Origin of the sequence: Hyphomicrobium sp. MC1 (assembly GCF_000253295.1) — a bacterium.
GTDB lineage: Bacteria > Pseudomonadota > Alphaproteobacteria > Rhizobiales > Hyphomicrobiaceae > Hyphomicrobium_B.
Window position 1 is genome coordinate 3987523 of sequence record NC_015717.1, and the last position, 24564, is coordinate 4012086.

General features: G+C 60.8%; 22 protein-coding genes. 11 read left to right on the top strand and 11 right to left on the bottom strand.

What is annotated here, in order from left to right:
• Nucleotides 1-31: 31 nt before the first annotated feature.
• The 4 genes from HYPMC_RS19130 to HYPMC_RS19145 all read left to right on the top strand — a co-directional run bounded on the left by HYPMC_RS19130 (nt 32) and on the right by HYPMC_RS19145 (nt 4204).
• On the top strand, nt 32-1438 hold the full coding sequence (locus tag HYPMC_RS19130; protein WP_244420928.1) for a GYF domain-containing protein: 1407 nt from the start codon (nt 32-34) through the stop codon (nt 1436-1438).
• A complete protein-coding gene (locus tag HYPMC_RS19135) occupies nt 1438-1788 on the top strand; it encodes a DUF3147 family protein (RefSeq protein ID WP_013949733.1) in 351 nt (116 codons plus the stop codon). Before HYPMC_RS19130 ends, HYPMC_RS19135 begins: the two co-directional genes overlap by 1 nt.
• Before the next feature lie 39 nt (nt 1789-1827).
• The gene (locus HYPMC_RS19140; RefSeq protein ID WP_013949734.1) at nt 1828-3729 is read left to right on the top strand and encodes an ABC-F family ATP-binding cassette domain-containing protein; all 1902 of its coding nucleotides are present in this window, start codon (nt 1828-1830) and stop codon (nt 3727-3729) included.
• 190 nt (nt 3730-3919) lie between these two features.
• Nucleotides 3920-4204, top strand: coding sequence for a hypothetical protein (locus tag HYPMC_RS19145; RefSeq protein WP_013949735.1), 285 nt, complete (start codon nt 3920-3922; stop codon nt 4202-4204).
• 308 nt (nt 4205-4512) lie between these two features.
• Here HYPMC_RS19145 and glyS read toward each other — a convergent pair whose 3' ends face one another.
• The 7 genes from glyS to HYPMC_RS19185 all read right to left on the bottom strand — a co-directional run bounded on the left by glyS (nt 4513) and on the right by HYPMC_RS19185 (nt 10698).
• Entirely contained in the window at nt 4513-6726 is a 2214-nt protein-coding gene (glyS, locus tag HYPMC_RS19155) for a glycine--tRNA ligase subunit beta (protein ID WP_013949737.1), read from the bottom strand.
• Nucleotides 6727-6868: 142 nt separating this feature from the next.
• Nucleotides 6869-7390 carry a hypothetical protein gene (locus HYPMC_RS19160; RefSeq protein ID WP_013949738.1) on the bottom strand — a complete coding sequence of 174 codons (522 nt, stop codon included), beginning with the start codon at nt 7388-7390 and terminating at the stop codon, nt 6869-6871.
• The gene (locus HYPMC_RS19165) at nt 7387-8334 is read right to left on the bottom strand and encodes a glycine--tRNA ligase subunit alpha (RefSeq protein WP_013949739.1); all 948 of its coding nucleotides are present in this window, start codon (nt 8332-8334) and stop codon (nt 7387-7389) included. Before HYPMC_RS19165 ends, HYPMC_RS19160 begins: the two co-directional genes overlap by 4 nt.
• Nucleotides 8335-8525: 191 nt before the next feature.
• Nucleotides 8526-8729: a hypothetical protein gene (locus HYPMC_RS23880; protein ID WP_013949740.1), complete on the bottom strand. Its 204-nt coding sequence runs from the start codon at nt 8727-8729 to the stop codon at nt 8526-8528.
• A gap of 18 nt (nt 8730-8747) precedes the next feature.
• Nucleotides 8748-9581: a S49 family peptidase gene (locus HYPMC_RS19175; RefSeq protein ID WP_013949741.1), complete on the bottom strand. Its 834-nt coding sequence runs from the start codon at nt 9579-9581 to the stop codon at nt 8748-8750.
• 93 nt (nt 9582-9674) lie between these two features.
• Nucleotides 9675-10478, bottom strand: coding sequence for a tRNA1(Val) (adenine(37)-N6)-methyltransferase (locus HYPMC_RS19180; RefSeq protein WP_050976824.1), 804 nt, complete (start codon nt 10476-10478; stop codon nt 9675-9677).
• Entirely contained in the window at nt 10465-10698 is a 234-nt protein-coding gene (locus HYPMC_RS19185; RefSeq protein WP_013949743.1) for a DUF2007 domain-containing protein, read from the bottom strand. Before HYPMC_RS19185 ends, HYPMC_RS19180 begins: the two co-directional genes overlap by 14 nt.
• 103 nt (nt 10699-10801) lie before the next feature.
• Between HYPMC_RS19185 and HYPMC_RS19190 the strand changes: the two genes are divergently transcribed.
• Nucleotides 10802-11818 (top strand): polyprenyl synthetase family protein, encoded by a 1017-nt coding sequence (locus tag HYPMC_RS19190; RefSeq protein WP_013949744.1) that lies wholly within the window; start codon nt 10802-10804, stop codon nt 11816-11818.
• A gap of 29 nt (nt 11819-11847) precedes the next feature.
• Here HYPMC_RS19190 and HYPMC_RS19195 read toward each other — a convergent pair whose 3' ends face one another.
• From HYPMC_RS19195 to HYPMC_RS19205, 3 genes are all read right to left on the bottom strand, one after another.
• A complete protein-coding gene (locus tag HYPMC_RS19195; RefSeq protein WP_041300396.1) occupies nt 11848-12714 on the bottom strand; it encodes a 4-(cytidine 5'-diphospho)-2-C-methyl-D-erythritol kinase in 867 nt (288 codons plus the stop codon).
• A 67-nt stretch (nt 12715-12781) separates the two neighbouring features.
• Entirely contained in the window at nt 12782-14596 is a 1815-nt protein-coding gene (locus HYPMC_RS19200; protein WP_041301123.1) for a tetratricopeptide repeat protein, read from the bottom strand.
• A 240-nt stretch (nt 14597-14836) separates the two neighbouring features.
• Nucleotides 14837-16519, bottom strand: coding sequence for an electron transfer flavoprotein-ubiquinone oxidoreductase (locus HYPMC_RS19205; protein WP_013949747.1), 1683 nt, complete (start codon nt 16517-16519; stop codon nt 14837-14839).
• 139 nt (nt 16520-16658) lie between these two features.
• Between HYPMC_RS19205 and HYPMC_RS19210 the strand changes: the two genes are divergently transcribed.
• Together HYPMC_RS19210 and moaB are read left to right on the top strand one after the other, a co-directional pair.
• Complete coding sequence (locus tag HYPMC_RS19210; protein ID WP_013949748.1) at nt 16659-17537, top strand: uracil-DNA glycosylase; 879 nt, start codon at nt 16659-16661, stop codon at nt 17535-17537.
• A 20-nt stretch (nt 17538-17557) separates the two neighbouring features.
• On the top strand, nt 17558-18100 hold the full coding sequence (gene moaB / locus HYPMC_RS19215) for a molybdenum cofactor biosynthesis protein B (protein WP_013949749.1): 543 nt from the start codon (nt 17558-17560) through the stop codon (nt 18098-18100).
• A gap of 11 nt (nt 18101-18111) precedes the next feature.
• On the opposite strand, the gene HYPMC_RS19220 is transcribed toward moaB, so the two are convergent.
• Complete coding sequence (locus HYPMC_RS19220) at nt 18112-18819, bottom strand: TIGR04283 family arsenosugar biosynthesis glycosyltransferase (protein ID WP_013949750.1); 708 nt, start codon at nt 18817-18819, stop codon at nt 18112-18114.
• 153 nt (nt 18820-18972) lie between these two features.
• Here HYPMC_RS19220 and HYPMC_RS19225 point away from each other — a divergent pair, with 153 nt between their 5' ends.
• The 4 genes from HYPMC_RS19225 (at nt 18973) to HYPMC_RS19240 (ending at nt 24554) form a co-directional block, all read left to right on the top strand.
• Nucleotides 18973-20085 carry a PA0069 family radical SAM protein gene (locus HYPMC_RS19225; RefSeq protein ID WP_013949751.1) on the top strand — a complete coding sequence of 371 codons (1113 nt, stop codon included), beginning with the start codon at nt 18973-18975 and terminating at the stop codon, nt 20083-20085.
• Nucleotides 20086-20117: 32 nt separating this feature from the next.
• A complete protein-coding gene (locus HYPMC_RS19230; protein ID WP_013949752.1) occupies nt 20118-20759 on the top strand; it encodes a ribonuclease HII in 642 nt (213 codons plus the stop codon).
• 173 nt (nt 20760-20932) lie between these two features.
• Nucleotides 20933-22048 carry a site-specific DNA-methyltransferase gene (locus HYPMC_RS19235; RefSeq protein WP_013949753.1) on the top strand — a complete coding sequence of 372 codons (1116 nt, stop codon included), beginning with the start codon at nt 20933-20935 and terminating at the stop codon, nt 22046-22048.
• A gap of 319 nt (nt 22049-22367) precedes the next feature.
• Nucleotides 22368-24554 carry a bifunctional diguanylate cyclase/phosphodiesterase gene (locus HYPMC_RS19240; RefSeq protein WP_013949754.1) on the top strand — a complete coding sequence of 729 codons (2187 nt, stop codon included), beginning with the start codon at nt 22368-22370 and terminating at the stop codon, nt 24552-24554.
• The last annotated feature ends 10 nt before the right edge of the window (nt 24555-24564 follow it).

Sequence of the window (24564 nt, forward strand, 5' to 3'; positions counted from 1 at the left end):
AGGCAGCGATGCCTACGTGTGCGAAGAAGCGATGATGACGGCACAGGCCAACGACATTCAGTGGTATATCGCCCGCGACGGTAAGCAGCACGGGCCGTTGACCGATATCGAAATGCGCACATTCGTCGCGCATAACTATCTGCGTATCAGCGATCTGATCTGGCGGCCCGGAATGCCGGAATGGCAATCGGCGCCGAATGTTTTTCCGACGGCGTTCGAGGCGCTCGGACAAGAGCCGAAGCAGATCGCTGCTTCGCCGTCCGCGCCAGCCGCTCAGCCACAAGCGATGTCCTACGGGCAAGCAACAGCGCAACACGATCAGCGCGGCATCGACTATGAGAGCGACGCGGCCCCTCGGCCCGACCGCAGCAATCTCATCAAACGGCTGGCGCTTGCCGGCGTCGCGATCATGGTCATTGGCGGCGGCGCGTTCGCATTCACGAATTACCGGGGCGCCATCATGGGTATGGTCGGCGGCTCGAATAGCACGACCGCGGACAATGCGCCGGTTGTCGCCGCGCCATCCGATCCATCGTCGACTGCGACGGCGGCTTCAGAGCCTGCCACAACTGATGCGGCGCAGACCGCGTCCAATGCAAGCGCTCCGGCCGCTGCGCCGACGAACGACGTGATTTCGTCCGCGCCGCCGGCTGACGCAACGACGACGTCGTCGGTCTCGCCATCCGCAACGGACGCATCTTCGTCGCCGCCGCCGGCGTCGCAGACGCAGGTTGCTGCCGTCGAACCGCAATCTCCGACACCGCCGCCACCACCCGCCGTTGACGGTTCGCCACTCGATCTGCGCCTGCAAACCGTTCCGGTTTGGGCACTCATCAAGCGCGAATATCCGGATTGGTATTCGAACGAAATCTCATCAGCCAACAAGCTCGTTGCTGACAACAAGCCCGATAGCGATGTCGCGACACTCTTAGCCCAGGGCCTCGTTACGCTTCGCCGCCAGAATGCGGACAAGGCGCTTGAGGCAAGCCCGGAGAAGCTGCAAGCCATCGCGGAAGCGTTCCTCAATCATCTCAAAGCGCTCAGGGCGCAAAGCGTAAGCGCCTGCTTCGGCTTCATCTCAAAGGGCGAGATGAGCCCGGCCGTGATCCAGACAATGGAACACCCCGAGACCGCGACGGCGCTTAACGCCCAAACCGACGCAATTTTCGAAGCCATTTCGGAAGGCTCGAAAAATCCGGTCAAGCACGACTCGGCGGTCAAGAGCGACTACGACATTCTGATCAAGGAACTCGGCAAGCTCGGCTGGAAGGAAGAAGACCTGCAGGTGTTCTCCAATCCGACGCTGCTTGCGAAGCGCGAGCCGGAGCAAGTGTGCAAGATGGTGCAGGAGTGGTTCATCGCGCACCTTGCCGTGCAGGATAAAGCCGTCCGCGACCGCCTGCTCTACGAAACGCTGAAGCCTGTGGTGTCCGGCTGATGCTTTACACCGCGCTCAAAGTTTTTTTGACCGCGGGGTTGGTTGTTGCCATTTCGGAAATCGCCAAACGCTCGACGGTCTTTGGCGGCATCGTTGCTTCGCTGCCGTTGACGTCGCTCCTGGCTTTCATCTGGCTCTACGGCGAGACCGGCGACACGGCCAAGATCGCGAGCCTGTCGACCAGCATCTTCTGGTACGTTCTGCCGTCGCTGGTGCTGTTTCTGGCGCTACCCATCCTGCTGGGGCACGGGCTCAACTTTTGGTTAAGCCTCGCCATCGCCTCGGCGCTGACGTTCGCTGCCTATCTGGTGATGACGGCAGCGCTCGCCCGCTTCGGCGTTACGCTCTGACCCGGTGACAGCGGGCGGCGGACCGGCTATCGCGATGCCATGCTGCATATCAACGATCTCACCTATCGCATCGAAGGCCGGCCGATCCTGGATCAGGCGACAGCCGCCATTCCGTCAGGCCATAAAGTCGGGCTCGTCGGCCGCAACGGCGCAGGCAAATCCACGCTGCTGCGTTTGCTGAAAGGCGAGATCGCGCCCGACGACGGCTCGATTTCCATTCCGAAGAATGCGCGGCTCGGTCATGTAGCGCAGGAAGCGCCGGGCGGCGACGAGAGCCTGATCGACTGGGTGCTGTCAGCCGATACCGAGCGCGCGAGCCTGCTGGCCGAGGCGGAGACCGCAACCGATCCGGAACGCATCGCGGAAATTCAAATGCGTTTGACCGACATCGATGCGCATTCGGCACCGGCGCGGGCGGCGCGCATTCTATCGGGCCTCGGTTTCGATGAAGAGGCGCAGCGGCGCGCGTGTCGGGAATTTTCAGGTGGCTGGCGCATGCGCGTTGCGCTCGGTGCGATCCTGTTCCTGAAGCCCGACATCCTGCTGCTCGACGAACCGACGAACTATCTCGATCTCGAAGGAACGCTCTGGCTCGAAAACCATCTGAAGAGCTATCCGCACACGGTGCTGATCGTCAGTCACGACCGCGATCTGTTGAACAGCGCGGTGACCGAGATCCTGCATTTGGACAAGGGCAAGCTGACGCTTTACGCGGGCGGCTACGACGATTTCGAGGAAACGCGCCGCGAGCGGCAGCGCCTCGAAATGAAGCTCAAGAAGAAGCAGGACGAGCAGCGCAAGCATTTGCAGGCATTCATCGACCGCTTCAAGGCGAAGGCGAGCAAAGCCGCGCAGGCGCAGAGCCGTGTCAAGGCGCTCGCCAAGATGCAGCCGATTGCGGCGCAGGTCGATGATCGCGTCGTGCCGTTTCATTTTCCCGATCCGCAGAAGATCATCGCCAGTCCGCTGCTGCGGATCGAGAAGGCGAGCGCGGGCTATGAAGCCGATCATCCGATTTTGTCAGGCATCGACTTGCGTATCGACAACGACGACCGCATTGCGCTGCTGGGCCAGAACGGCAACGGTAAATCGACGCTCGCGAAACTGATCGCGGGGCGGCTGAAGCCGTTGTCGGGCGAGGTTTTCGGCGCGCAGAAAATCGAAGTCGGATACTTCGCGCAGCATCAGCTCGATGACCTGCTGCCGAACGCGACGCCCTACGACTACATGGTGAAGCTGATGCCGGAGGCGACGGAAGCGCAGCGACGCACCAAGCTTGGTACGTTCGGCTTCAGCGCCGACAAAGCCGATACGGCGTGCGGAAAGCTTTCGGGCGGCGAAAAAGCGCGGCTGCTGTTGGCGCTGACCGCATTCCATGGACCGCACGTTCTCATCCTCGACGAGCCGACGAACCATCTCGACGTCGATAGCCGCGAGGCGCTCATTCACGCACTGATGGAATACAACGGCGCTGTCATCCTCATCAGCCACGACCGGCATTTGATCGAGGCGACGGCCGACCGGCTTTGGCTGGTGCGCAACGGCACGGTGAAGCCTTACGACGGCGACATGGAAAGCTATCGCGCGTTGCTGCTCGAAGAGCGTGGGGCGCGAACGTCGGAACGGCGCGACGAAAACGGAAGCGACGCGCGGACGTCGCGCACGGATCAACGCCGGGCCGCCGCCGAAAAGCGGGCCGAGTTGGCGCCGCTCAAGAAAGCCATGCAGGCCGCCGAAAAGCACGTCGATAAGCTGGCAAAGGAGATTGCGGCGCTTGATGCGCTCCTGGGCGACGCGGAGATTTATTCCTCCAACCCGCAAAAAGCGCAGGCCGCCGCCCAGCAGCGCGGCCAGTTCGCCCGCGACCTGCAGGCCGCCGAGGATGCCTGGCTGGAGGCCACGGAAGCCTATGAAGAAGCTTCGGCCGCCGCGGAGGCATAGGCCAAGCAGCTAGCACCCCAATTTTTCAGTGCGATTCGAAAAAGATGGGCGATTTTGCGAAATCGCCGCGCCTATCCACATCTGGACGAAACGAATTTCGGAACCCATTTCACGATCCAGAAGTTCAATGGAACGCGCAGGCTAAGTGCTCCCCCCATTTCCCCCGCGTACTGCGCAAGCGAGAACGATCATGGACCAGAAATTCGTCTACCATCCCCTCAATCGCACGAATGCGCCGCGCGCCCGTGTTGCGAGCGCGAAGTTGGTCGTTTCTGAGTATCTTGCGTACGTTACGATGCTTTCCGCGGCGGTCGTTATTGCGATCATTACGTTCGCTTACGCCGCGAACGTCACAGTGCATTGGCTTCACATCATGAACGGCCCTGGCTTCTTCACGTCCGAGGCGCAGCCGGTTTCACAGTCCGCTGTGAAGCCGTTCGCGCCCGCGAAGGTCGCAATGATTTCCGCGCATTGAGTTTGTTGTTCCTCCACGCCTCGTGATCCTGATCCTCGGGCTTAAACCCGAGGACTTTTTTGGAGCGATTGCGGTCGGCGTAGATGGCCATCAGCGCGGCCATGAGGACATTCCCGAACGTGTGCAATTATGCTTCCGCGACGAACGCCATCCCGGCGCAGGCCGGGATCCAGGCAAGCCTTTAGCAAGCGATAAGCTGAAGCTTGTCTGGGTGCCGACCTCCGTCGGCATGACGGTGGTGGGGCTATAGTGAGGCCATCACCTTTCGGCGTCGGCGACCCGCATTCCACGCCCGTCGCCGATGTTTTTCAGCCGCTGATTTTTGAGAAGTCGGCGACGGTGAGCGTCGCTGCGCGGATTTCCGACAAGAGGCGCAGACGGTTTTCGCGGACCTGCTTATCGTCGGCGTTGACGAGGATCTTCTCGAAGAACGCATCGACCGGCGCGCGAAGTTCCGACAGCGCGCGCATGGCGCCAGCGAAATTTTCCACCTGGATGGCCGACGTCGTGTCCTGCTTCACCGCTTCGATGGCGGCCGCGAGCGCGATTTCCTCTTTCTCTTTCAGAAGCGCCAAGTCGTAGGGACCGGCGTAGGATTTCTTATCCTTCTTCTCTTCGATCGAGAGGATGTTAGCGGCCCGCTTGACGCCTGCGAGCAGATTTGTGCCGTCATCAGTTTTCAGGAACGCATCGAGCGCTTCGACGCGCTTCACAATGAGGGCCAGATCGTCCTGGCCGCCCAGCGAGAACACGGCGTCGATCAGGTCGTGGCGCTTGCCCTGGTCTTTGAGGAAGACTTTCAGACGGTCGGCGAAGAAGGAGAGGAGGTCTGCTGCAATGACTTGGCCCTCTTTTTCGTAGGCTTCAAATCTCCACTCGTGCTCCCACAAGCCCTCGATATTTTCATTGTTCTGCTGTTCTTCCGAAAGATGCCGTTCGACCAAACCCCCAACGTAATCAAATTCCTCATCGGACTGCAGTTCGAGATAAGGAGCGAATGGAAGATACGCCTTCGCGATGATTGATTTCAGCGGCACGCGCAGATCATTCTCCAGCACGATGCGGATGACGCCCAAGGCGGCGCGGCGGAGCTGGTAGGGGTCGCCCGAGCCAGTCGGTTTTTCGCCGATGGCCCAGAAGCCGACGAGCGTATCGAGTTTATCGGCGACCGCGACGGCGACCGCGACGGCGTCGCCCTGATCCTCACGCGGAACCGTATCCGTCGGGCCTTTCGGTTTGTAGTGCAGCTCCAGCGCGCGGGCGATCTCGGGCTTGGTGCCGACATGCTCCGCATAGTAACGGCCCATCAGGCCTTGAAGCTCGGGGAATTCGCCGACCATTTCCGAGACGAGATCGGCCTTGCACAGACCCGCGGCGCGGCGCGCGTCTTGCGGGTCGGCGTCGCATGCGCCAGCGAGTTCAAACGCCAACTGCTCGATGCGCTCGACGCGATCTTTCTGGCTCCCGAGCTTTTCGTGGAACGTGATGTGCGCGAGCTTACCCGCCATCTCACCCAGCGGATGTTTCAGGTCCTGCTCCCAGAAGAACTTCGCATCCGACAAGCGCGCGCGAATGACCTTCTCGTTGCCCGACACGATCTGCGCGCCACCGTCTTTTGCGACGAGGTTCGAGACGAGCAGGAATTTGTTCGCGAGCTTCTTCGATTTCGGATCGCGCACGGAGAAGCACTTCTGATGCATCTTCATCGATGTGGTCAGAACTTCGCCGGGCACTTCAAGAAACGCTTTTTCGAATGAGCCCATAAGCACCACCGGCCATTCGGTGAGACCGGCGTTCTCGGCCATCAGCGCGTCGTCTTCGACGAGTTCGAGCTTGGCTTCCTTGGCGAGCGCGTGCGCCTGCTCGGAGATCGCAGCGGCGCGTTTCGCGGGATCGAGAATGACGTGATGGCTCTCAAGCTTCTCCTGATAGTCGGCGAAGCTTTTGACTTTGAACGGCCCGGGACCGAGGAAACGATGGCCGCGCGTCTCGTGGCCGGACGCGATCCCGTTGATTTCGAACGGCACCACTTTGCCGCCGAGCAGGCACAGAACCGACTGCAACGGGCGCACCCACTGGAAGGTCGAGGAGCCCCAGCGCATCGACTTCGGCCAGGGGAATTTGGCGGCGACGTCCGTCACCGTCTCCGCGATGATCTCCGGCGCGTCACGGCCGGGCTTTTCGATCTTGGCGACGTAGTAGTCGCCTTTCTTCTCATCCTTGACGACGGTCGCATCGGCGATCGACGCGAGACCAGCGGACTTCAGAAAACCTTGAACGGCCTGCTCAGGTGCGCCGACGCGCGGGCCTTTCTTTTCTTCGGAAATGGCGGGCGAGCCGTGCGGGACGTTTTCGATAACGAGCGTCAGGCGGCGCGGGGTCGAAAAGGCGCGCGCTTCGCCGACGTCGAGGCCGCGTGCTTTCAGGCCTTCAACGACGAGGCGCTTCAAATCATCCGCCGCACGCAATTGCATGCGCGCCGGAATCTCCTCCGACAGAAGCTCAAGTAGAAGTTCAGACATTCAGGATCGATCTCGCGAGACTGGCTCTTTCCCAGTCATACAGGAAAGAGTGGGATGAGGGGTGGAATTGCAGGGTGCTGCTTTCGCCCCCTCACCCTGTGTCTCTCCCCGTCGCGAAGCTGCAACGGGGAGAGCGGTTGCGTTATGGGTTCGTCGGCGCCGGAGCAGGAGCTGCAGGCGGCGTCGTGGATTCTTCCGGTTTGCTTTCCGGAGCGGGTGCTGTTTCCGGTGCAGCAGGCGCCGGTTCCGTCGTCGACGGCGTTGACGGCGTCGCTTCCGGTGCAGGCGTTGCGGGCTCGGTCGACTGCGGAAGCGCCTTCATGGCACCGCCATCTGGTGGCGTGCTTTCAGGAGCCGAAGACGCAGGCGGCGCGGGTGGCGTTGGAGCAGGCTCGGCCGGTGGCGGGAGCGCCTTCATCGCCCCGCCTTCGGCGGGCTCGGCTTCTTCAGCCTTCTTGTGTTCCGGGATCATGCCCGCCGGGAGCGCAACACGCACCTGGTGGCCGATGTCCTTCACCGCACCGGTCGTATGCAGATAGCCGATGCCAACGGCAACGAGCGCTATGAAAAATGCGAAGACCCAAGGCAGCCGTCGAAGAGCGAAGAAGCCGATGATGATCAGCGGCACGGCTAAAGCGATTATCCCAAGCGTTGTGTCGTTCATGCGCGTCCTCCTTCTGTCTTTAGCCAGGCGCCGCAGCAGGCTTTCGCCAACTCGCGGACGCGTAGGATGTAGCTCTGGCGCTCCGTGACCGAGATCACACCGCGAGCGTCGAGCAGGTTGAAGATGTGGCTCGCCTTGATGCACTGGTCGTAGGCGGGGAGCGCGAGCAAGTGCTCCTCACCATTCTTGGCGCCAGCCTCAAGCAAGGCCATGCATTCCGCTTCGGCGTCCTTGAAATGGCGCAGCAGCGCCTCAGTGTTGGCGTGCTCGAAATTGTAGCGAGAGTACTCGCGCTCGGCCTGCAGGAAGACATCGCCGTAGGTCAGGCGTTTATCGTCGTCGCGGCCGTTGAAATTCAGATCGAAGACGCGATCGACGCCCTGGACGTACATGGCGAGGCGCTCAAGGCCGTAGGTGATTTCGCCCGCTACCGGATTGCAGTCGAAGCCGCCGACCTGCTGGAAGTATGTGAACTGCGAAACTTCCATGCCATTGCACCAGACTTCCCAGCCGAGACCCCAGGCGCCGAGCGTCGGGCTTTCCCAGTCGTCCTCGACGAAGCGAATGTCGTTCAGCGAGGTATCGATGCCGATGGCGTCGAGGCTCGCGAGGTAGAGCTCCTGCATATTCGCAGGCGACGGCTTCATGATGACCTGGAACTGGTAATAGTGCTGGAGCCGGTTAGGGTTTTCGCCGTAGCGGCCGTCTTTCGGGCGGCGCGAGGGCTGGACGTATGCCGCCGACCACGGTTTCGGCCCGAGTGAGCGCAACGTCGTTGCCGGGTGAAAGGTGCCGGCACCCACTTCCATGTCATAGGGCTGAAGGATGACGCAGCCTTCAGCGCTCCAGAAGCTTTGCAGGGTCAGGATAAGATCCTGGAAGGCGGCTTTAGGGCGCAACGCGGGGAGGCGTCCGGCTTTCGTTGCAACCGACGTCTGGGGCATGTCTTTTGGCTCGTTCCGGCTGAATTTTCGGCCGCAATATACGCGTTAAGGGCCCCTTGTCACGCACCGCTGAGGCGATTTTACGGGCTTGCCAGTCGAAAGGCGGACGCAATGGCGCGGCGGCGAGAATGCTGCGGTGCCTCGCCGAGGAACGGAAACGCGATAGGGGAGATAACAGGGCCTTCGATCTTTTAATTGTCGCGCTGGCGGGGACGATAAACGCCAGCCGTTTCATCCCATTCGAGATTGCCCAGGTCGCGGACCGGCGCGGTGGCGCGGCGCATGCGGGCTTCCTGCTCGCGTACGGCTTGGCCTTGGCGGGCCAGAGCCGACAGTAGACGGTATCCGGCCAGACCGGCAGCACCAATAACGGCTAGAAAGATGACTGGGGGCATTGCACGGCCCTCCGGGCCCTAAATCCCAAAACGCGACCAGAGGGTGCGCGCTTCGATAGCCGACACCAGATCGTCGGCAAAAGCAAGACCGCCATCGCCTAGGCCGGATGCGCCAGGCACACGGCGGAGGCGCGACAAAAGCCCTCCACGATCCGGCTCGACGACCTTGAGCCGCACCTTGCTTCCGAACACCTCGTGCATCTTCGAACGGATGTCTGTTATGCCGTCGATGAGGCCAAATTCAACCGCTTTGGCCGCCGACCAGAATGCCCCGGAAAAAAGCTCGTCGTCTGGGGCTTTGAGCTTGCCGACGCGGCGTTCCTTGACGAGGCCGATGAAGACGTCGTGCACGTCCTTCTGGATGGCTTTCAGGCGTGCGATGTCATCCTGATCTTCGGGCAGGAAAGGATCGAGCTGGTTCTTGTTGGCTCCGGCCGTGTAGACGCGGCGTTCGACACCCATCCGTTCGATCAGGTCGACGAAGCCGAAGCTGCGCGAGACGACGCCGATGGAGCCCACGATCGAGGATGGGTCGGCATAGATTTCATCGCCTGCGATGGCGAGAAAGTATCCGCCCGATGCCGCCACGTCTTCGCAGAAAACATAGATTTTCTTGTCTTTTTCGGCCGCCAACTGACGAAGACGCTTGAAAATCAGGTTCGACTGCACCGGCGATCCGCCCGGCGAATTGATAACCACCGCGACGCCCGGAAGCTTCGACAGCGAGAACGCCTTGTCGATAGCGCCCGCATAGCTTGCAAGCGACAGCCCAGGCCGCAGCGGTGTCGCCATGCCGATCGGGCCGCTGAAGCGAAGAACTGGAACGACGGGCGTGCGCGAAAACGGCCACATAAATTCAAACTCCTGCGGGCGACTTTGGGAGGATTGGTTTGCATGACAGGAAGAGCGGATTGTCTAGTGCAATCACGGGCCTGCTGCCAGTGGCTATCGGCCGCCAATTTGCGACGGCAGCGCCGCGCCGTGGCGGAAGACGGCTTCGATTTCGGGTAGGAACGCCTGATCGGGGCCATGGAGCACGAGGCCCGGCTTGATCGAGATCGGAGCGCGGCTGCCTTTGATGCCGGAGACGATCACACGAATGGCCGATTCGTCCGCACGCGCATGAATGGGCAGCACGCTCAGTCCGCCAAACCGGCCTTCGAAAGCTGAAAGAATGCGCGGCAGGGCTTCCACTTTGTGGATCATCGCGGCACGGCCACCAGGAGCGGCCATGCGGTTCATGAACCGCGCCCAGATTTCCAGTGCGTCCTGCGGCATCTGGTGGGACGCGGCCCGGAGATGGTTTCCCGCGGCAGTGCTGCGTCCGGCTTCGTGATATGGCGGGTTGGCGAGGACAAAAGCGAACGTCTCGGATGCAATTGCTGCGGCATCCAACGCACACGTTGCGCGCGAAATATCCGTTTCAACAACCGATACGCGAGCGGATAAGTTGTTGCGATCAACATTGTGCCGGGCGAGCGCGGCGAGTTTCGACTCACGCTCGAGCAGGACAACCCTGGCGCCTGGACAACGCACCGCCACGCACAGCCCGACGACGCCGACCCCAGAACCGACATCCAAGACCGTCTCTTCACCGATGAATTCCGGCGCCAGCGTCGCAGCCAGCAGCACCGCGTCGGTTCCGGCGCGATATCCGCCCCGCGGCTGACGCACAATCAAGGCATCGCCGAGAAACAGGTCCTCGCTGACGTTTTCGCTGTGCGGCAGATCGGTCTCAAGCACGCTCATGGTCAACGACCCATTCACCAAGTCCGGCCTCCCTCAGAATCCGGCTTGCCTTGTTCCAATCGTCATCTATGACGACAAGACGTCGCGGGAATGCTCCGATTGACCCTTCCATCAAACTCATATTTCGATCAAATATGACCGCTTCGATGCCCTGACCTGCGAGCAGAGCCTCGACATAACTGATAAGCACAAGGTCGTTCGTCAAAATTAACTCGCGCATGGCAATTCCCAAAATGAACGATAATTTTTGCCACGCCCGATGCCGCGTGACGGTCTAAAGACGACTGCCTATATTAGCATGGTCTAGAACATTGGGGGCCACCTTGGGTCGCGTAATACCGCTCGAAGACGTCCGCGAAACGAGCCAGAAGCTGCAACCGCTTCTCGATCTCGTGGCCGATGACATGGAAGCGATCAATCGCATCATCCTCGACAAGGCCGTGTCCGATGTCGACATGATCCCGGAACTCGCGCACCACCTGATCGACAGCGGCGGCAAGCGGCTGCGGCCGATGCTGGCGCTCGCGGCGGCAAAACTGTGCGGTTACACGGGCAACGGCCACATCCGCACGGCGTCGGCCGTCGAATTCATGCACACCGCAACGCTGCTGCATGACGACGTCGTTGATGAAAGCGCGACGCGGCGCGGACGCAAAACTGCGCGGATGATCTGGGGCAACCAGGCGAGCGTGCTCGTCGGCGATTTTCTGCTCGGCCAGGCCTTCAAGATGTTCGTCGACGTCGGATCGCTTTCGGTGTTGCGCATCATGTCGAATGCCGCGGCGACGATTGCCGAAGGCGAAGTGATGCAGCTTGCGGCGGCGAAGAATACGTCGACGACGGAAGACGACTACCTCACGATCATCAATTCCAAGACGGCGGCGCTCTTCTCGGCGGCGGCGGAGTCCGGTGCGGCGCTGACGCAGCGACCGACCGAAGAGCAGGCGGCACTGCGATCATACGGCAAAAATCTCGGGCTGGCGTTCCAGCTCGTCGATGACGCGCTCGACTACGCGGGCGACAGCACGCGGCTCGGCAAGTCAGTCGGCGACGATTTCCGCGAAGGCAAGATCACGCTGCCCGTCATCCTGTCGTTCCGGCGGGGATCGAACGACGAGCGACAATTCTGGAACCGGACGATCGCCGAGGGCAACATCACCGACGGCGACCTGGAGCATGCGATCAGCCTGATGCGCCGTCACAAGGCGATCGAGGCAACGTTCGAGCGGGCGCGTTCGTATGGCGCAATTGCGCGTGACGCCCTGGCGATCTTCCCGGAAAGCCGCGAAAAAGACGCGCTCGAACAAGTCATCGAGTTCTGTATCGGCCGTTCACACTGATCGGTGCTCGAACGCGGCGGCCAGTGGCCTCAAGTCAACCTTGAGGCTGCGACCCACCAGTTTGGCTGGCGCGTCTTGAGCATACGCGCGCCGGTCTGCGCCGCGGATTCGGATTCGAACAAAGCGAAACATGTCGGGCCGGCGCCGGACAATTGCGCGACCCGCGACCGCGGCAGCTTCGCGAGTTCCGACAGCACGTTGATGATTTCGGGAAAAAGCCGGCGCGCAGGCGCTTCGAGTGAGTTGCCGCGCAAAGCCGCGTAACGGATCACGTCGCCGATGCTTGAGAACATCGGCGGATTTTCCGGCGCCAGATCTGCGGGCAATGGCCCGGCATTGAGAAGGCGGAAAACTTCGGCCGTCTTCTTGGCGGGCACCTCAACGAGAGGATTGGCGAGCACTGCGTAAAGCTCGGCCGGCAGGACGATATCGGCGATGTTTTCGCCGGTTCCCGTCATCACGGCGCTTTGGCTTTTCAGACAGACCGGAACGTCTGCGCCAAGTGTGCGCGCGATGTCAGTAAGATCACGCGACACCAAGTCGGAACGGCTGGCACTGAGAAGGCGCAGCGCCGCGGCCGCGTCTGCCGATCCGCCGCCAATGCCGCTCGCGACAGGGAGATTTTTCTCCAATGTCAGACGACCGGCGACGAAATTCGGCACCAAGCGCGAGATCGCTGCGACGGCCTCATCGACAAGATTGGCATCGCCGAGGCCAGCCGCGAACGGTCCGGTAATTTCGGTTTTAGACGTGGGGCCAGCTTCGCGCGTCAGGCGATCGCCGACGTCGGCCGCAAAGGCGACGAGGCTGCGCAGCTCATGATAGCCATCAGAACGGCGCCCTAAGACTTCAAGCGTTAGATTGATCTTGGCTGGTGCGAATTCCAATTTCGACATGCATTCCACGATACGAAAACGGGCGCTCAAGCGCCCGTCTTCTACAATTAATATTGACGCGCAGTTACTACTCAACTGCTCGGCCGGAAGTTCCTGTCTTGTTTTCGCTGCGTCGGCGTAATGTCTCGGTTTGAACCTGACGCGTCTTGCCGGACGCGTTGGCTTCGCCCTTTGAATCCAGACCACGTTCAAGCTTGGTCTTGATCTTGTCGACGTCCTCCGGCTCCGGGTCGAGCGACAAAGCCTGTGCCCACTGGAAGCGCGCTTCGCGCTCGCGGCCGACCTTCCAGAAGGCATCGCCCAGATGATCGTTCAGGGTCGGATCTTCCGGCTTGATCTCAACGGCGCGCTCCAGATAGCGGACGGCTTCCTTGAAGTTGCCTTGCTTGTAGTGCGCCCAGCCAAGACTATCGACGATGTAGCCATCGTCCGGCTTGAGTTGCACGGCCTTCTCGATCAGGCGCGTGCCCTCTTTCAGGTTTTTACCCTGATCGACCCAGGAATACCCGAGATAGTTCAGAACGAGAGGCTGGTCGGGAGCGAGCGTCAAAGCACGCTTCAGATCCGCTTCGGCGGCGGGCCAGTTCTTCAGCCGCTCATAGGACGTGCCGCGGGCATAGAAGTAGCCCCAGTTGCGCGGGTCGGATTTGTTGATGACCTTGAGCGCCTTGGTGAAATACGTGACGGCGCCGGCATAATCCTTGCGCGCACGCATGATATTGCCGAGCGCTTCCAACGGCCGAACGTCTTTCGGATTTTCCTCAGACAGCTTGACCAAAATCGCCTTGGCCTCGTCCGTCTTGTCGAGCGAGTTCAGATCGAACGCACGGCGAATGTCGATCGCGCTCTGCAGCGGCGTGCCCTTGGGGATCTTGTCGTACGTTTGCAGCGCCTCGTCGTAGCGCTTCACAGCTTCCTGCGCGTTGGCGAGCGCAGCGAGTGCGAAAATGTGATCGGGCTTAGCGTCGAGCGCGAGCTGGAGATAGATCGTGCCCAGGCTTACACCGCCTTCACCGGCGAGCGCTTCACCCAACCCATAAAAGACTTCCGATAGGCCGTCGGTCGCATTGGCGATGAGAAACGGCGGTTTCTTTTTCTGCTTGATAATATCCAGCATCTCCTTGGCGAGGGGATGTGGATCGCCCTGGCTCTTGGCGAGCTGCTTACTGATGACCATGCGCGCGGTTTTGAAGTCGCCGTAATGAGCAGCTGACTGAGCGTAGGCGAGCGACGTTCTGAGCGTGCGGCTGTCCTGACGGAAAACCTTTTCATACGACGCGCGCGCGATCGCCTTGCGGCCGGCGATGTCGGCGATCAGCGCGCGGTGATAGCGCAGATAGAACTGCGCCCAGTCCGGCTGCTTGGGAAGATCGAGCGCCTTCAACGCGCCGTCCGTATCTCCGGCGGCGAGACGCGTCCAGCCGATGGCAATCGCGCTGGTGAGTTCGCCAATCGGATTTTCGGATGCTGCCGCGAAACGCTCCTCGGCTTTCTTGTAGTCGCCGGCCTTGAACGCCGTGACGCCAAGAAGGAACTGCGACATGCGATGCGATCCCTGCGAAGCAGAGAGCTGCTCCGCAAGCGGGATGGCTTTCGGCCAATCGCCGGACATCGTTTCCATCTGGAAGGCCTGCTCGAGCAGAACCTCGTTGTCCGGATCGCGCTCAAGCGCGCGGCCGTAGAATTCAGCGGCTTCTTCGGTGTCCTGCGCGGCGCGAGCGAAACGACCCGCGAGGTAGTTGCCGAGAATGGAATTTGAAACTTCGTCCTGACCAGGTTCCTGATCTTGCGAGCGGGCCGGAGCCTCGCTGAAAAACCCGGCAACCGTCAGAGCGACCGCTACTAGGCATACACTCAGCCCACGCCCGAGGAGTCCCCGCATCGACTTTTTCCCTTTGCTGCCGGAAGCCAATTCGATTCCTGCGGCGGCGAGCCTAGCAAAGATATCGCGAGCTTGGCGACAAGCTTTACGTGAAAAATAAGACATGAGCCGAAATTGCTAACTGTTATCAACCGTCAACGCCTATCGGCATAACGCTCAGCCAGCGCAGCAATTAAGCCCCCGCATGCTGGAACGGCGCCGAATTTCGGACGCCGGATTACCAGCATTTGAAGTACATCGTCACATTCCGGCGTAATTTGGCCCGCCGCCACCTTCGGGGCACGTCCAATTGATATTTTGGCTCGGGTCTTTGATGTCGCAGGTTTTGCAATGGACGCAATTCTGCGCGTTGATCTGGAAACGCGGCTCGCCGCCATCGCCTTGTACGACCTCATAAACGGCGGCAGGGCAATAACGCTGCGCCGGTTCGGCGTATTCCGGCAGATTGACCGTAATCGGCACGGTCGGATCGAGAAGCTTCAAGTGAACCGGCTGATCTTCTTCGTGATTGGTCGCCGAGAATGACACATTTGTCAGCCGGTCAAACGTCAGCTTACCGTCGGGTTTGGGATAGGCGATCGGCTTGAAGTTCTTGGCCTTGCTCGTTGCCAGCGCGTCGTTCTTGCCGTGCTTCAACGTGAAGCCAAGGCCAACGCCGGAAATGATGGTGTTGAGCCAAAGATCTGTGCCGCCCAGCAGCACGCCGAGTACCGTTCCGAAGCGGGACCAGAACGGCTTCATATTGCGCACGCGCTTCAGATCGCGCGCGATGTCGCCGGTGCGGACTTCCGTCTCGTAGGCATCGAGCCTGTCGTGCGCACGACCTGCCGCGATCGCGTCCGTGACGGCGTCTGCCGCAGCGATGCCGGACAGGATGGCGTTATGGCTGCCTTTGATACGCGGCAAGTTGACCATTCCAGCTGCGCAACCCAGAAGCGCGCCGCCGGGAAAGACGAGATCGGGGAGCGACTGCCAGCCGCCTTCCGTGATCGCGCGCGCGCCGTAGCCGATCCGCTTGCCACCTTCGAACGTGTCGCGAATGGCGGGATGGGTCTTGAAGCGCTGAAACTCTTCGTATGGCGAGAGGTACGGGTTGGCGTAGTTCAAGTGAACGACGAAGCCGACCGCAACGAGATTCTCGCCGTAGTGATAAAGAAAGGAGCCGCCGCCGGTTTTGTTGTCGAGCGGCCAGCCGAAAGAGTGCTGCACGTAGCCCGGCCGATGTTTCTCCGGCGCGACCTGCCAAAGTTCCTTGAGGCCGATGCCGTACTTCTGCGGCTCGTGGTCGTTGGCAAGGTCAAAATGGCGGATGAGGCCTTTGGCCAGCGATCCGCGAGCACCTTCCGCGATCAGCGTGTACTTGCCGCGCAGTTCCATGCCGCGCACGAAACTGTCCTTCGGCTCACCATCGCGGCCGACGCCCATATCGCCCGTCGCGACGCCGACGACGGCGCCCTTCTCATCGTAGAGCACTTCGCTTGCAGCAAAGCCCGGATAGATCTCGACGCCCAGTTCCGCCGCCTGATCGCCAAGCCATTTGCACAGTGCGCCGAGGCTGACGATGTAATTGCCGTGGTTGTGCATCAGCGGCGGCATCGGCCAGTTCGGCAGGCGCAATTTGCCCGCGGGGCCAAGGACCAAGAACACGTCTTCTGTAACGGGCGTTTCGACAGGCGCGCCGCGCTCTTTCCAATCGGGGATGAGACGATTGAGACCAATCGGATCGATGACCGCGCCGGACAGAATATGGGCGCCGACCTCGGAGCCCTTCTCGACCACCACGACGGAGATATCGGACCCTGTTTCGGCTGCTTTCTGCTTCAAGCGGATCGCTGCGGCCAGCCCGGCAGGGCCAGCGCCCACGATCACTACGTCGAAGTCCATTGCCTCGCGGGCCGGCAGGTCGGCGGCGTCAACGGCCATCATCACCTCTTTTGGATGTTCGAAAGTCCATCGGTTTCGATTAGGTTGCGGGAGGGAAAGCGTCAAGTTGACCAATAACGCGCCATAGTCTGTTGCCGATGCGTGCAATTGACGGCGCGCATCTTTATTGTCGGCCCCAATGACGAACTCTTACGATAAAGACGAAATGCTGGCGCTGCTCGATTGGTTTCAAGCCATGGGCGTCGATGCGGCCGTTGGCGAAACGGCGCACGATTGGCTGGCGCGCGGAGATGAGGCGCCAGGGGCCGGTTTTTCCTGGCCGGAACGCGACGCGCCGGAGCGCGAAAAAGCCGCGCCGACCGCCCGTCCGGCAGCACCGTCACAATCGGCGCGACCGGGAACCGCGCGAAGTGCGCCGGGGCTCGATCCGAGCCGACCACGCGCCGCGACGCCGCTCGGCGCCAGCGAAGCCGAAACGGGCGCCCGCCGCATCGCGCGCGCCGTCACATCGCTTGAAGGGCTGGAAGCAGCGCTGCAGGCTTTCGACGGCTGCGGCCTCAAATCGACGGCAACGAAGCTGTGCTTCTATCGCGGCGCGCCGCAGTCCGACATTATGTTCATCGGCGAAGCGCCGGGACGAGACGAGGATTTGGCGGGCAAACCGTTTGTCGGCCGCGCGGGGCAACTGCTCGACAAGATGCTTGCCGCAATCGGGCTGTCTGAAGCTGACGTGCACATCACCAATATCGTCTATTGGCGGCCGCCTGGAAACCGCACGCCGACGCCACAGGAAGCGCTGTCCTGCCGGCCTTTTCTCGAACGGCAAATCGAGCTTGTCGCGCCGAAGATGCTGGTCGCCGTGGGCGGCGCGGCGGCGAAGGAAGTGCTTGGCGCAACGGAAGGCATCATGCGGCTTCGAGGCAGATGGCGCGAGGTGCAAGTCGGGGAGCGTAAAATCCCGGCTATCGCCACGTTGCATCCGGCGTATCTACTGCGAACACCTGCCGCCAAGCAGCTCGCGTGGATGGATCTGCTACAAATCAAGTCGAAGCTTTAGACAACACAACGAGGCTTGCCATGGCCGGCATCGACGCCGAACGCCAATTCGTTCCCATCCGCATCGCAATCCTGACGATGTCGGATTCCCGCACGCTCGCGGAAGATACATCGGGCGCCTATCTCGAGCGCGCCATTGGCGAAGCGGGACACGAACTCGCCGACCGCAAGCTCGCGAAAGATGACAAGGCACAAATCCGCAGCATCGTGGAGGGATGGATCAACGATGCGTCCGTCGATTGCGTCATCACGACTGGCGGGACGGGCTTCACGGGACGGGATGTTACGCCGGAAGCGGTGAAGCCGCTGTTTGAGAAGGAGATCGAAGGGTTCGCGATCCTGTTTCACATGCTGTCGTATCAGAAGGTCGGCACGTCGACGATCCAGTCGCGCGCATGCGGGGGCGTGGCGCGCGGAACCTATATTTTCTGTCTGCCGGGCTCGACGGGCGCATGCAAAGACGCCTGGGAAGGCATCCTCAAGCTCCAGCTCGATATGCGCCACAGGCCGTGCAATTTCATCGAAATCCTGCCACGGCTCGAAGAGCATCGCACATCGGCGTGAGACAAGCGCGCTTAAGCGCCGGTTTCGACCTTGCCCTGAAGACGCGCGATCATGCTGACCGGAATGCCCGCGCCGTACAGCATATGACAGATCTGGTTGCGGAACGATCGCGAGAGATACCCGTCGCGCCGATAACGCTCCGCCGACGTCACGGCATTGGCATCGAGAATTGTGAGGCGCCGGCGTCCGATACGGCGCGCCAAGTCCAGATCTTCCATGATCGGCAGATTGCGGTAGCCGCCGACGTCATCGAACAGGCGGCGCGGAATCAGCAAGCCCTGATCGCCATAAGGCACGCGCAGGAGCTTACAGCGCAACTGCACGACCAGTTCGAGCAGCCGCGGCGCCAGGCCCTTGTCATCGAGACGGAACGTGAAGGCGCCCGCGGCCATCGACCGTTCGCCGAAATCGACGCGGCGCATGAACGACGTTGCACTGCGTTCCCAGCCGTCTTCCAGGACGGTATCCGCATTCAAAAAAAGGAGCCAAGGAAAGCGGGCGATTTCAGCGCCCTGGGCCAACTGGCCGCCACGTCCGGGCGCGCTCTTGACGATATCGGCCCCGGCCTGATCGGCTACCTCAGCAGTCTTGTCCGTCGACCCGCCATCGACGACGATGACCTGCTTAACGAGTCCGTCCACTGCCGCCGGAACCAGGGCAGACAGCGTCGCCGGTAACGTATGTTCAGCATTCCGAGCGGGAATGATTACTGAGATCATTCTCTTTTCCTGACACGTCAATCCGCGCACGGCAAGGCGCGCCGAGTCGCGGGGCTTAACCAATCGCAATGGCGCGGTTTGGCTGCCGCTTGTTCTTTCTTTGTTCTTTGTTATGTGCTATTGGCTGATCATATTCAGCAACGACCTCGAACAATGGCGCCCGACCGAGACCATCAGAACCCCCTCCCCGCCCCTCATGCCGTCGATTCGGAGCGGCGGCGCGGGCGGGGCGCACGGACGAATAAAACCGGCCGGTTCGAAGCCGAGGTCCACGAAGCCTTCGACGACGGCTGGGAAAGCCTCGGCGATCTCGACGCCTTCAAGACCGAGGTGATCGAAGAAGCCGCAAAGTCGATCATCTCCCACAACGACAGCCCGGACGTTTCGTTCGAAAGCTCGATCAATCCGTATCGGGGGTGCGAGCATGGCTGCATTTATTGCTACGCGCGACCAAGCCATTGCTATCTGGGGCATTCGGCGGGCCTCGACTTTGAAACGAAGCTCTATGCTAAGCCGAACGCCGCCACTCTGCTGGAGCGTGAATTCAAGAAGCCGAGCTACCGACCGCACACAATTGCGCTCGGCGGCAACACCGACCCTTATCAGCCCATCGAGCGGGAGCGGCGGATTACGCGCTCGATCCTAGAGGTGATGGCGCAGACAAACCATCCGGTCGGCATCATCACGAAGTCGGCGCTGGTGGCGCGCGACATCGATATCCTGGCGCCGATGGCCGAGAAAAATCTGGCGCGCGTCGCGGTGTCGATCACCACGCTCGACCGCCGCGTAGCGCGGGCGATGGAACCTCGGGCCGCGACGCCGCCGAAGCGTCTCGAAACCGTGAAGAAGCTTGCCGACGCCGGAATACCCGTCACAGTCATGGTCGCTCCGATCATTCCCGGGCTGACCGACCACGAGATCGAACCCATCCTGGAAGCGGCGCGCGATGCCGGTGCTTGCAATGCTGGATATGTGCTTCTGCGCCTGCCGCTCGAAATCAAAGATCTCTTTCGCGAATGGCTGGCGGAAGAATTTCCAAACCGTGCCGACAGAGTGATTTCGCTTTTGCGATCGATGCACGGCGGGCGCGATTACACACCGGACTTCGGAGTGCGCCAGGTCGGGCGCGGACCATATGCGACGCAAATCGCGCTGCGCTTTCGGCTGGCCAAGAAGCGTCTCGGTCTCGGCGAAGAACGAGTTGCCTTGCGAACCGATCTCTTCCTGCGTCCCGGTAACGGTGGACAACAGCTCTCCCTGCTTTGACAGCTTGATCTGCGCGATGACCAAACTGGCGAATGAAAATCGCCGATTCGCGCATCAAGCCGACGTTCGAACTCGAAGCTGCCGAACATCAGCTCGGGTTTCGGCCGATCGCGGGCGTTGACGAAGCCGGGCGCGGCCCGTGGGCGGGACCGGTCGTTGCGGCGGCCGTCATTCTCGATCCCGATAAAATTCCAGCGAATATCGACGACAGCAAAGCGCTTGATGAAGAGTCCCGCGCCTATCTCTTCAATCGCATCATGAAGGTCGCCATCGTCGGCGTCGGCATCGCGGAGGTCGATCGCATCGATCGCGATAACATTCTTGCCGCGACGCTGTGGGCGATGGCGCAGGCCATCGGGCAACTCGCCAACGCGCCGAAGCTTGTTCTGGTTGACGGCAATAAGGCGCCGCGGGTCGCGATGACGACGCGAACCATCATCAAAGGCGACGCGAAGTGTCTGTCCATTGCGGCGGCTTCGATCATCGCGAAAGTCACACGCGACCGCATCATGGTACAGATGTCGCGCGATTATCCGGGATACGGCTTCGAGCGTCACAAGGGTTACGGCACGCCGGAACATCAGGCTGCCATCAACAAGCTCGGCGTTTCGCCGCTGCACCGGCGCTCATTCAAGCCCGTGCAGCTCGCGCTCGGCCTCGGCGCCCTCGTCTAAACGATATGTTTTCCGTAAACGGATCAGGTTGCAGATCGAATCAAAAAATATAAATCGCTTGCGCGTCGTTTGAGCGTATCCAAGCCCGATTCCCATGATGTACAAAGCTCGGCAGCCCGTTGCGTAAGTTGATGGCGGGCGCTCAGTTCATAGTAGCGTACAGGTTCGAGTTCATGGGTTCGCGTCGCGTCAAGGGCCGCTCGGAAAGCGGAAAGATTCTTATTGGTGATTGCATTGCTGAGCTGAAGAAGCTCGAAAGCTCCAGCGTCGATCTCATCTTCGCCGACCCGCCGTATAATTTGCAGCTTGCGGGCGACCTCCTCAGACCGAACAACACAAAAGTCGACGGCGTCGACGATCAGTGGGACAAATTCGACGACTTCGCCGCCTATGATTCCTTTTGCCGCGCCTGGCTTGCCGAATGCCGCCGCGTGCTGAAACCGGATGGCGCGATCTGGGTGATCGGCTCCTATCACAACATCTTTCGCCTCGGCGTCGCGATCCAGGACCTCGGCTTCTGGATTCAGAATGACGTTATCTGGCGCAAAGTGAACCCGATGCCGAACTTCCGCGGCAAACGCTTCACCAACGCGCATGAAACAATGATCTGGGCGGGCCGCGATAAGAAATCGCGCGTGACGTTCAACTACGAAAGTCTGAAAGCATCGAACGATGACGTTCAAATGCGTTCCGATTGGCTGTTTCCGATCTGCTCGGGACCTGAGCGCCTGAAGGACGACGGTGGCCGCAAGGCGCATCCGACGCAAAAGCCAGAAGCGCTACTTCATCGCATTCTGATCGCTTCGACGAAGCCTGGCGATACGGTGCTCGATCCGTTCTTTGGCACAGGCACGACGGGCGCCGTCGCCAAGCGGCTCGGCCGCAAGTTCATCGGCATCGAGCGGGACGTCGATTATGCGAAAGCGGCGGACGAGCGGATCGCGAAGGTTCGGCCGCTCGATCTCGACTCGATCGAAGCGATCCCGTCGAAGCGCAACGAGCCGCGCATTCCGTTCGGGCAGATCCTGGAACTCGGCATTCTCGAACCGGGCCGCAAGCTGTTCGATCCGCGCCGCGAAGTGCGCGCCGAAGTTCGCGCCGACGGCACGCTGTTCTATGCCGGGCAGCAAGCTTCCATTCATCGGCTTGGCGCCATCGTTCAAGGCAAGTCGGCGTGTAACGGCTGGACGTTCTGGCACTACGAGGTCGAAGGAAAACTTAAGCCCATCGACGCACTCCGCTCCGAGGCTAAGCGTCAGCTCGGGTTGAACGGCCGCATCGCGATCTGAAGTCATTTGCGAGGCGATAGCTGCCGATAGCACCGGTTATCGCCTCGCAGGCACACACAAACGCCTGCGATTTAAGACATCCATAACCATACTTGGCGAAATGGACTGCCCATCGGCTCGGCAGAAAAGTCCCGCGAAGCGCCGACAACCGATCATTTTTGGCTATTCGCTGGTCAGCTTGCTGCAAGCCTCAGCAGGCGCGGGCATAGTCTGAACAGATAACGAGCAGCGCCGCGTTTTTCCGAACTGAACGCGGTGAAGCTCCATTAACGAGCCGCGCAAATACTCCGCCGCTGCATTTATAGCGTGGGGGACAGCAATGGCTCACGAACTTCTTCGTAAGTCTCAAATTTCGATGGCGCCGGACGCGACACGTCCGAGCCGCCTCAGGACGCGGCGCCTACTGAGCGCAATGCCGAAGCGACTGAAGCGGGATGACGATGAGGTGATGCAGCGGCTCGAACGCGCCGAAGCCACCAACAGACAGCTCCGTGAAGCCATCGACATGCTGCCGCAAGGCGTTGTGGTTCTCGACAGCGACGGCCGATACGTTCTGTGGAATCAGCAATATGCGGACATCTACAAAAAGAGCGCGGACCTGTTTGAAATCGGCGTTCGTCTCGAAGACACGCTGAGGATCGGCGTCGCGCGGGGCGATTATCCGGAAGCACGGGGCCGCGAAGAGCAGTGGATCGCCGAACGCGTCCGGCGGCTCTATCAGCCGAAAGATCGGCATGAACAATGGATCTCGGACGGACGCTGCATTCTCATCGACGAACGCCTGACGACCGATGGCGGCGTCGTCGGTCTGCGCGTCGATATCAGCGAACTCAAGGAACGGGAAGCATCGTTCCGGATGCTTTTTGAAGCCAATCCCGTGCCGATGTTCGTCGCGCGCCGGGAAGACAAAGTCATTCTCAGCGCCAACAGAGCCGCGCTACGACACTATGGGTTTGCGTTGGAGGATCTCCACACCAAAACTCTGTTCGACCTTCATCATCCCGACGATCATCAGAATCTGGACAGCCTTTACGACGGCAGGGCCGAGCAGTTTGCAGGCCAAACCTGGCGTCATCTCAAAGCCGACAAGACGTCGATCGACGTTGCCATCTATTCAAGCTCGATCACGCAAGGGCAGACGCCTGCGATCCTGTTCGCAGCAATCGACATTACAGAGCGTAAAGCGGCGGAAGCGAAGGTTGCTTATCTTGCGCACCATGATGCGCTGACGGGCCTCGCCAATCGCGTATTCCTGCGCAAGCGCCTCAACGACATGCTGATGTCGAGGAAGCGCTCGGGCACCGGCGTTGCCGTGCTTTGCATCGACTTGGACAATTTCAAAATCATCAACGACTCGATGGGGCATGCCGCCGGTGACTCGCTGCTGCAGCAGTTGAGCGAACGCATTCAAGGCACGCTGCGCAAAGACGACATGGCTGCGCGATTGGGCGGCGATGAGTTTGCCGTCGTTCTCGCCAACGCAAACCATGCCGTCGAGGTCAGCTCAGTTGCACAGCGGATCATCGATGTTCTGCGCGAGCCGTTCAGAGTTGACGATCACACGATCAACGTGACGGCGAGCGTCGGTATCGCGCTCTGCCCGAGCGATGGCGAGGAGGCCGAGGTCCTATTGAAGAATGCCGATCTTGCGCTTTATCAGGCGAAGGAAGACGGCAAAGGTTGCTACCGCTATTTCGAAGCCGAGATGAACGTTCGCGTTCAGGCGCGGCGCAAGATCGAAGCCGATCTGCATCAAGCCTTCCTCAACGGCGGCCTCGAAATTCACTATCAGCCGCTCGTTTCTCTAAGCTCGCGCGAGGTGTCCGGATTCGAGGCGCTGCTGCGCTGGCCACACCCCGAACGCGGCTATATCCCGCCGTCGGAATTCATTCCGATTGCAGAAGAATGCGGGCTTATCGGCTCCATCACCGATTTCGTGCTGCAGCGTGCCTGCCACGATGCGGCCCGGTGGCCGAAGAAGGCACGGCTCGCCGTGAACATGTCGCCCCAGCGCTTCCGTATCGGGAACGTCTTCAATGCTGTGTCGGATGCGCTGCGCTCATCGGGTCTCGAACCGGGGCGGCTGGAACTCGAAATCACCGAGGCGCTGCTGCTTGAGAACTCCGAAAGCGTGCTGACGATCCTGCATGCCATCAGAGGTCTCGGCGTCCGCATCTCAATGGACGACTTCGGCACCGGCTATTCGTCGCTCAGCTATCTGCGGATGTTCCCGTTCGACAAAATCAAGATCGACGGATCGTTCGTTCGCGGCATCGGGTTCGGCAATGAATCGCAGGCGATCATTCGCGCCATCATGGGCCTGGGTTCAAGCCTCGGCATGACGATCACGGCCGAAGGCATCGAAACTGAATCCGAGCAGGAATTCCTCCGCGCCGTCGGATGCGACGAAGGCCAGGGCTTCCTCTACAGCAAGGCGCGGCCGGTGACGGAAGTGCCCGAGATCCTGGACACGCTCAACCAGCAAAGCCAGTTCCGCCTGGTATAGGTGGCTGGCG

Bases quoted from the DNA above. Each gene is read 5' to 3' on its own strand.
- HYPMC_RS19220 (WP_013949750.1), bottom strand. From the start codon at position 18,819: ATGATCTCAGTAATCATTCCCGCTCGGAATGCTGAACATACGTTACCG.
- HYPMC_RS23880 (WP_013949740.1), bottom strand. From the start codon at position 8,729: ATGCCCCCAGTCATCTTTCTAGCCGTTATTGGTGCTGCCGGTCTGGCC.
- HYPMC_RS19210 (WP_013949748.1), top strand. From the start codon at position 16,659: ATGACGAACTCTTACGATAAAGACGAAATGCTGGCGCTGCTCGATTGG.
- HYPMC_RS19195 (WP_041300396.1), bottom strand. From the start codon at position 12,714: ATGTCGAAATTGGAATTCGCACCAGCCAAGATCAATCTAACGCTTGAA.
- HYPMC_RS19135 (WP_013949733.1), top strand. From the start codon at position 1,438: ATGCTTTACACCGCGCTCAAAGTTTTTTTGACCGCGGGGTTGGTTGTT.
- HYPMC_RS19240 (WP_013949754.1), top strand. From the start codon at position 22,368: ATGGCTCACGAACTTCTTCGTAAGTCTCAAATTTCGATGGCGCCGGAC.
- HYPMC_RS19225 (WP_013949751.1), top strand. From the start codon at position 18,973: ATGGCGCCCGACCGAGACCATCAGAACCCCCTCCCCGCCCCTCATGCC.
- HYPMC_RS19180 (WP_050976824.1), bottom strand. From the start codon at position 10,478: ATGAGCGTGCTTGAGACCGATCTGCCGCACAGCGAAAACGTCAGCGAG.
- HYPMC_RS19200 (WP_041301123.1), bottom strand. From the start codon at position 14,596: ATGCGGGGACTCCTCGGGCGTGGGCTGAGTGTATGCCTAGTAGCGGTC.
- moaB (WP_013949749.1), top strand. From the start codon at position 17,558: ATGGCCGGCATCGACGCCGAACGCCAATTCGTTCCCATCCGCATCGCA.
- HYPMC_RS19235 (WP_013949753.1), top strand. From the start codon at position 20,933: ATGGGTTCGCGTCGCGTCAAGGGCCGCTCGGAAAGCGGAAAGATTCTT.
- HYPMC_RS19230 (WP_013949752.1), top strand. From the start codon at position 20,118: ATGAAAATCGCCGATTCGCGCATCAAGCCGACGTTCGAACTCGAAGCT.
- HYPMC_RS19185 (WP_013949743.1), bottom strand. From the start codon at position 10,698: ATGCGCGAGTTAATTTTGACGAACGACCTTGTGCTTATCAGTTATGTC.
- HYPMC_RS19165 (WP_013949739.1), bottom strand. From the start codon at position 8,334: ATGCCCCAGACGTCGGTTGCAACGAAAGCCGGACGCCTCCCCGCGTTG.
- HYPMC_RS19160 (WP_013949738.1), bottom strand. From the start codon at position 7,390: ATGAACGACACAACGCTTGGGATAATCGCTTTAGCCGTGCCGCTGATC.
- HYPMC_RS19175 (WP_013949741.1), bottom strand. From the start codon at position 9,581: ATGTGGCCGTTTTCGCGCACGCCCGTCGTTCCAGTTCTTCGCTTCAGC.
- HYPMC_RS19130 (WP_244420928.1), top strand. From the start codon at position 32: ATGATGACGGCACAGGCCAACGACATTCAGTGGTATATCGCCCGCGAC.
- HYPMC_RS19205 (WP_013949747.1), bottom strand. From the start codon at position 16,519: ATGGCCGTTGACGCCGCCGACCTGCCGGCCCGCGAGGCAATGGACTTC.
- glyS (WP_013949737.1), bottom strand. From the start codon at position 6,726: ATGTCTGAACTTCTACTTGAGCTTCTGTCGGAGGAGATTCCGGCGCGC.
- HYPMC_RS19145 (WP_013949735.1), top strand. From the start codon at position 3,920: ATGGACCAGAAATTCGTCTACCATCCCCTCAATCGCACGAATGCGCCG.
- HYPMC_RS19140 (WP_013949734.1), top strand. From the start codon at position 1,828: ATGCTGCATATCAACGATCTCACCTATCGCATCGAAGGCCGGCCGATC.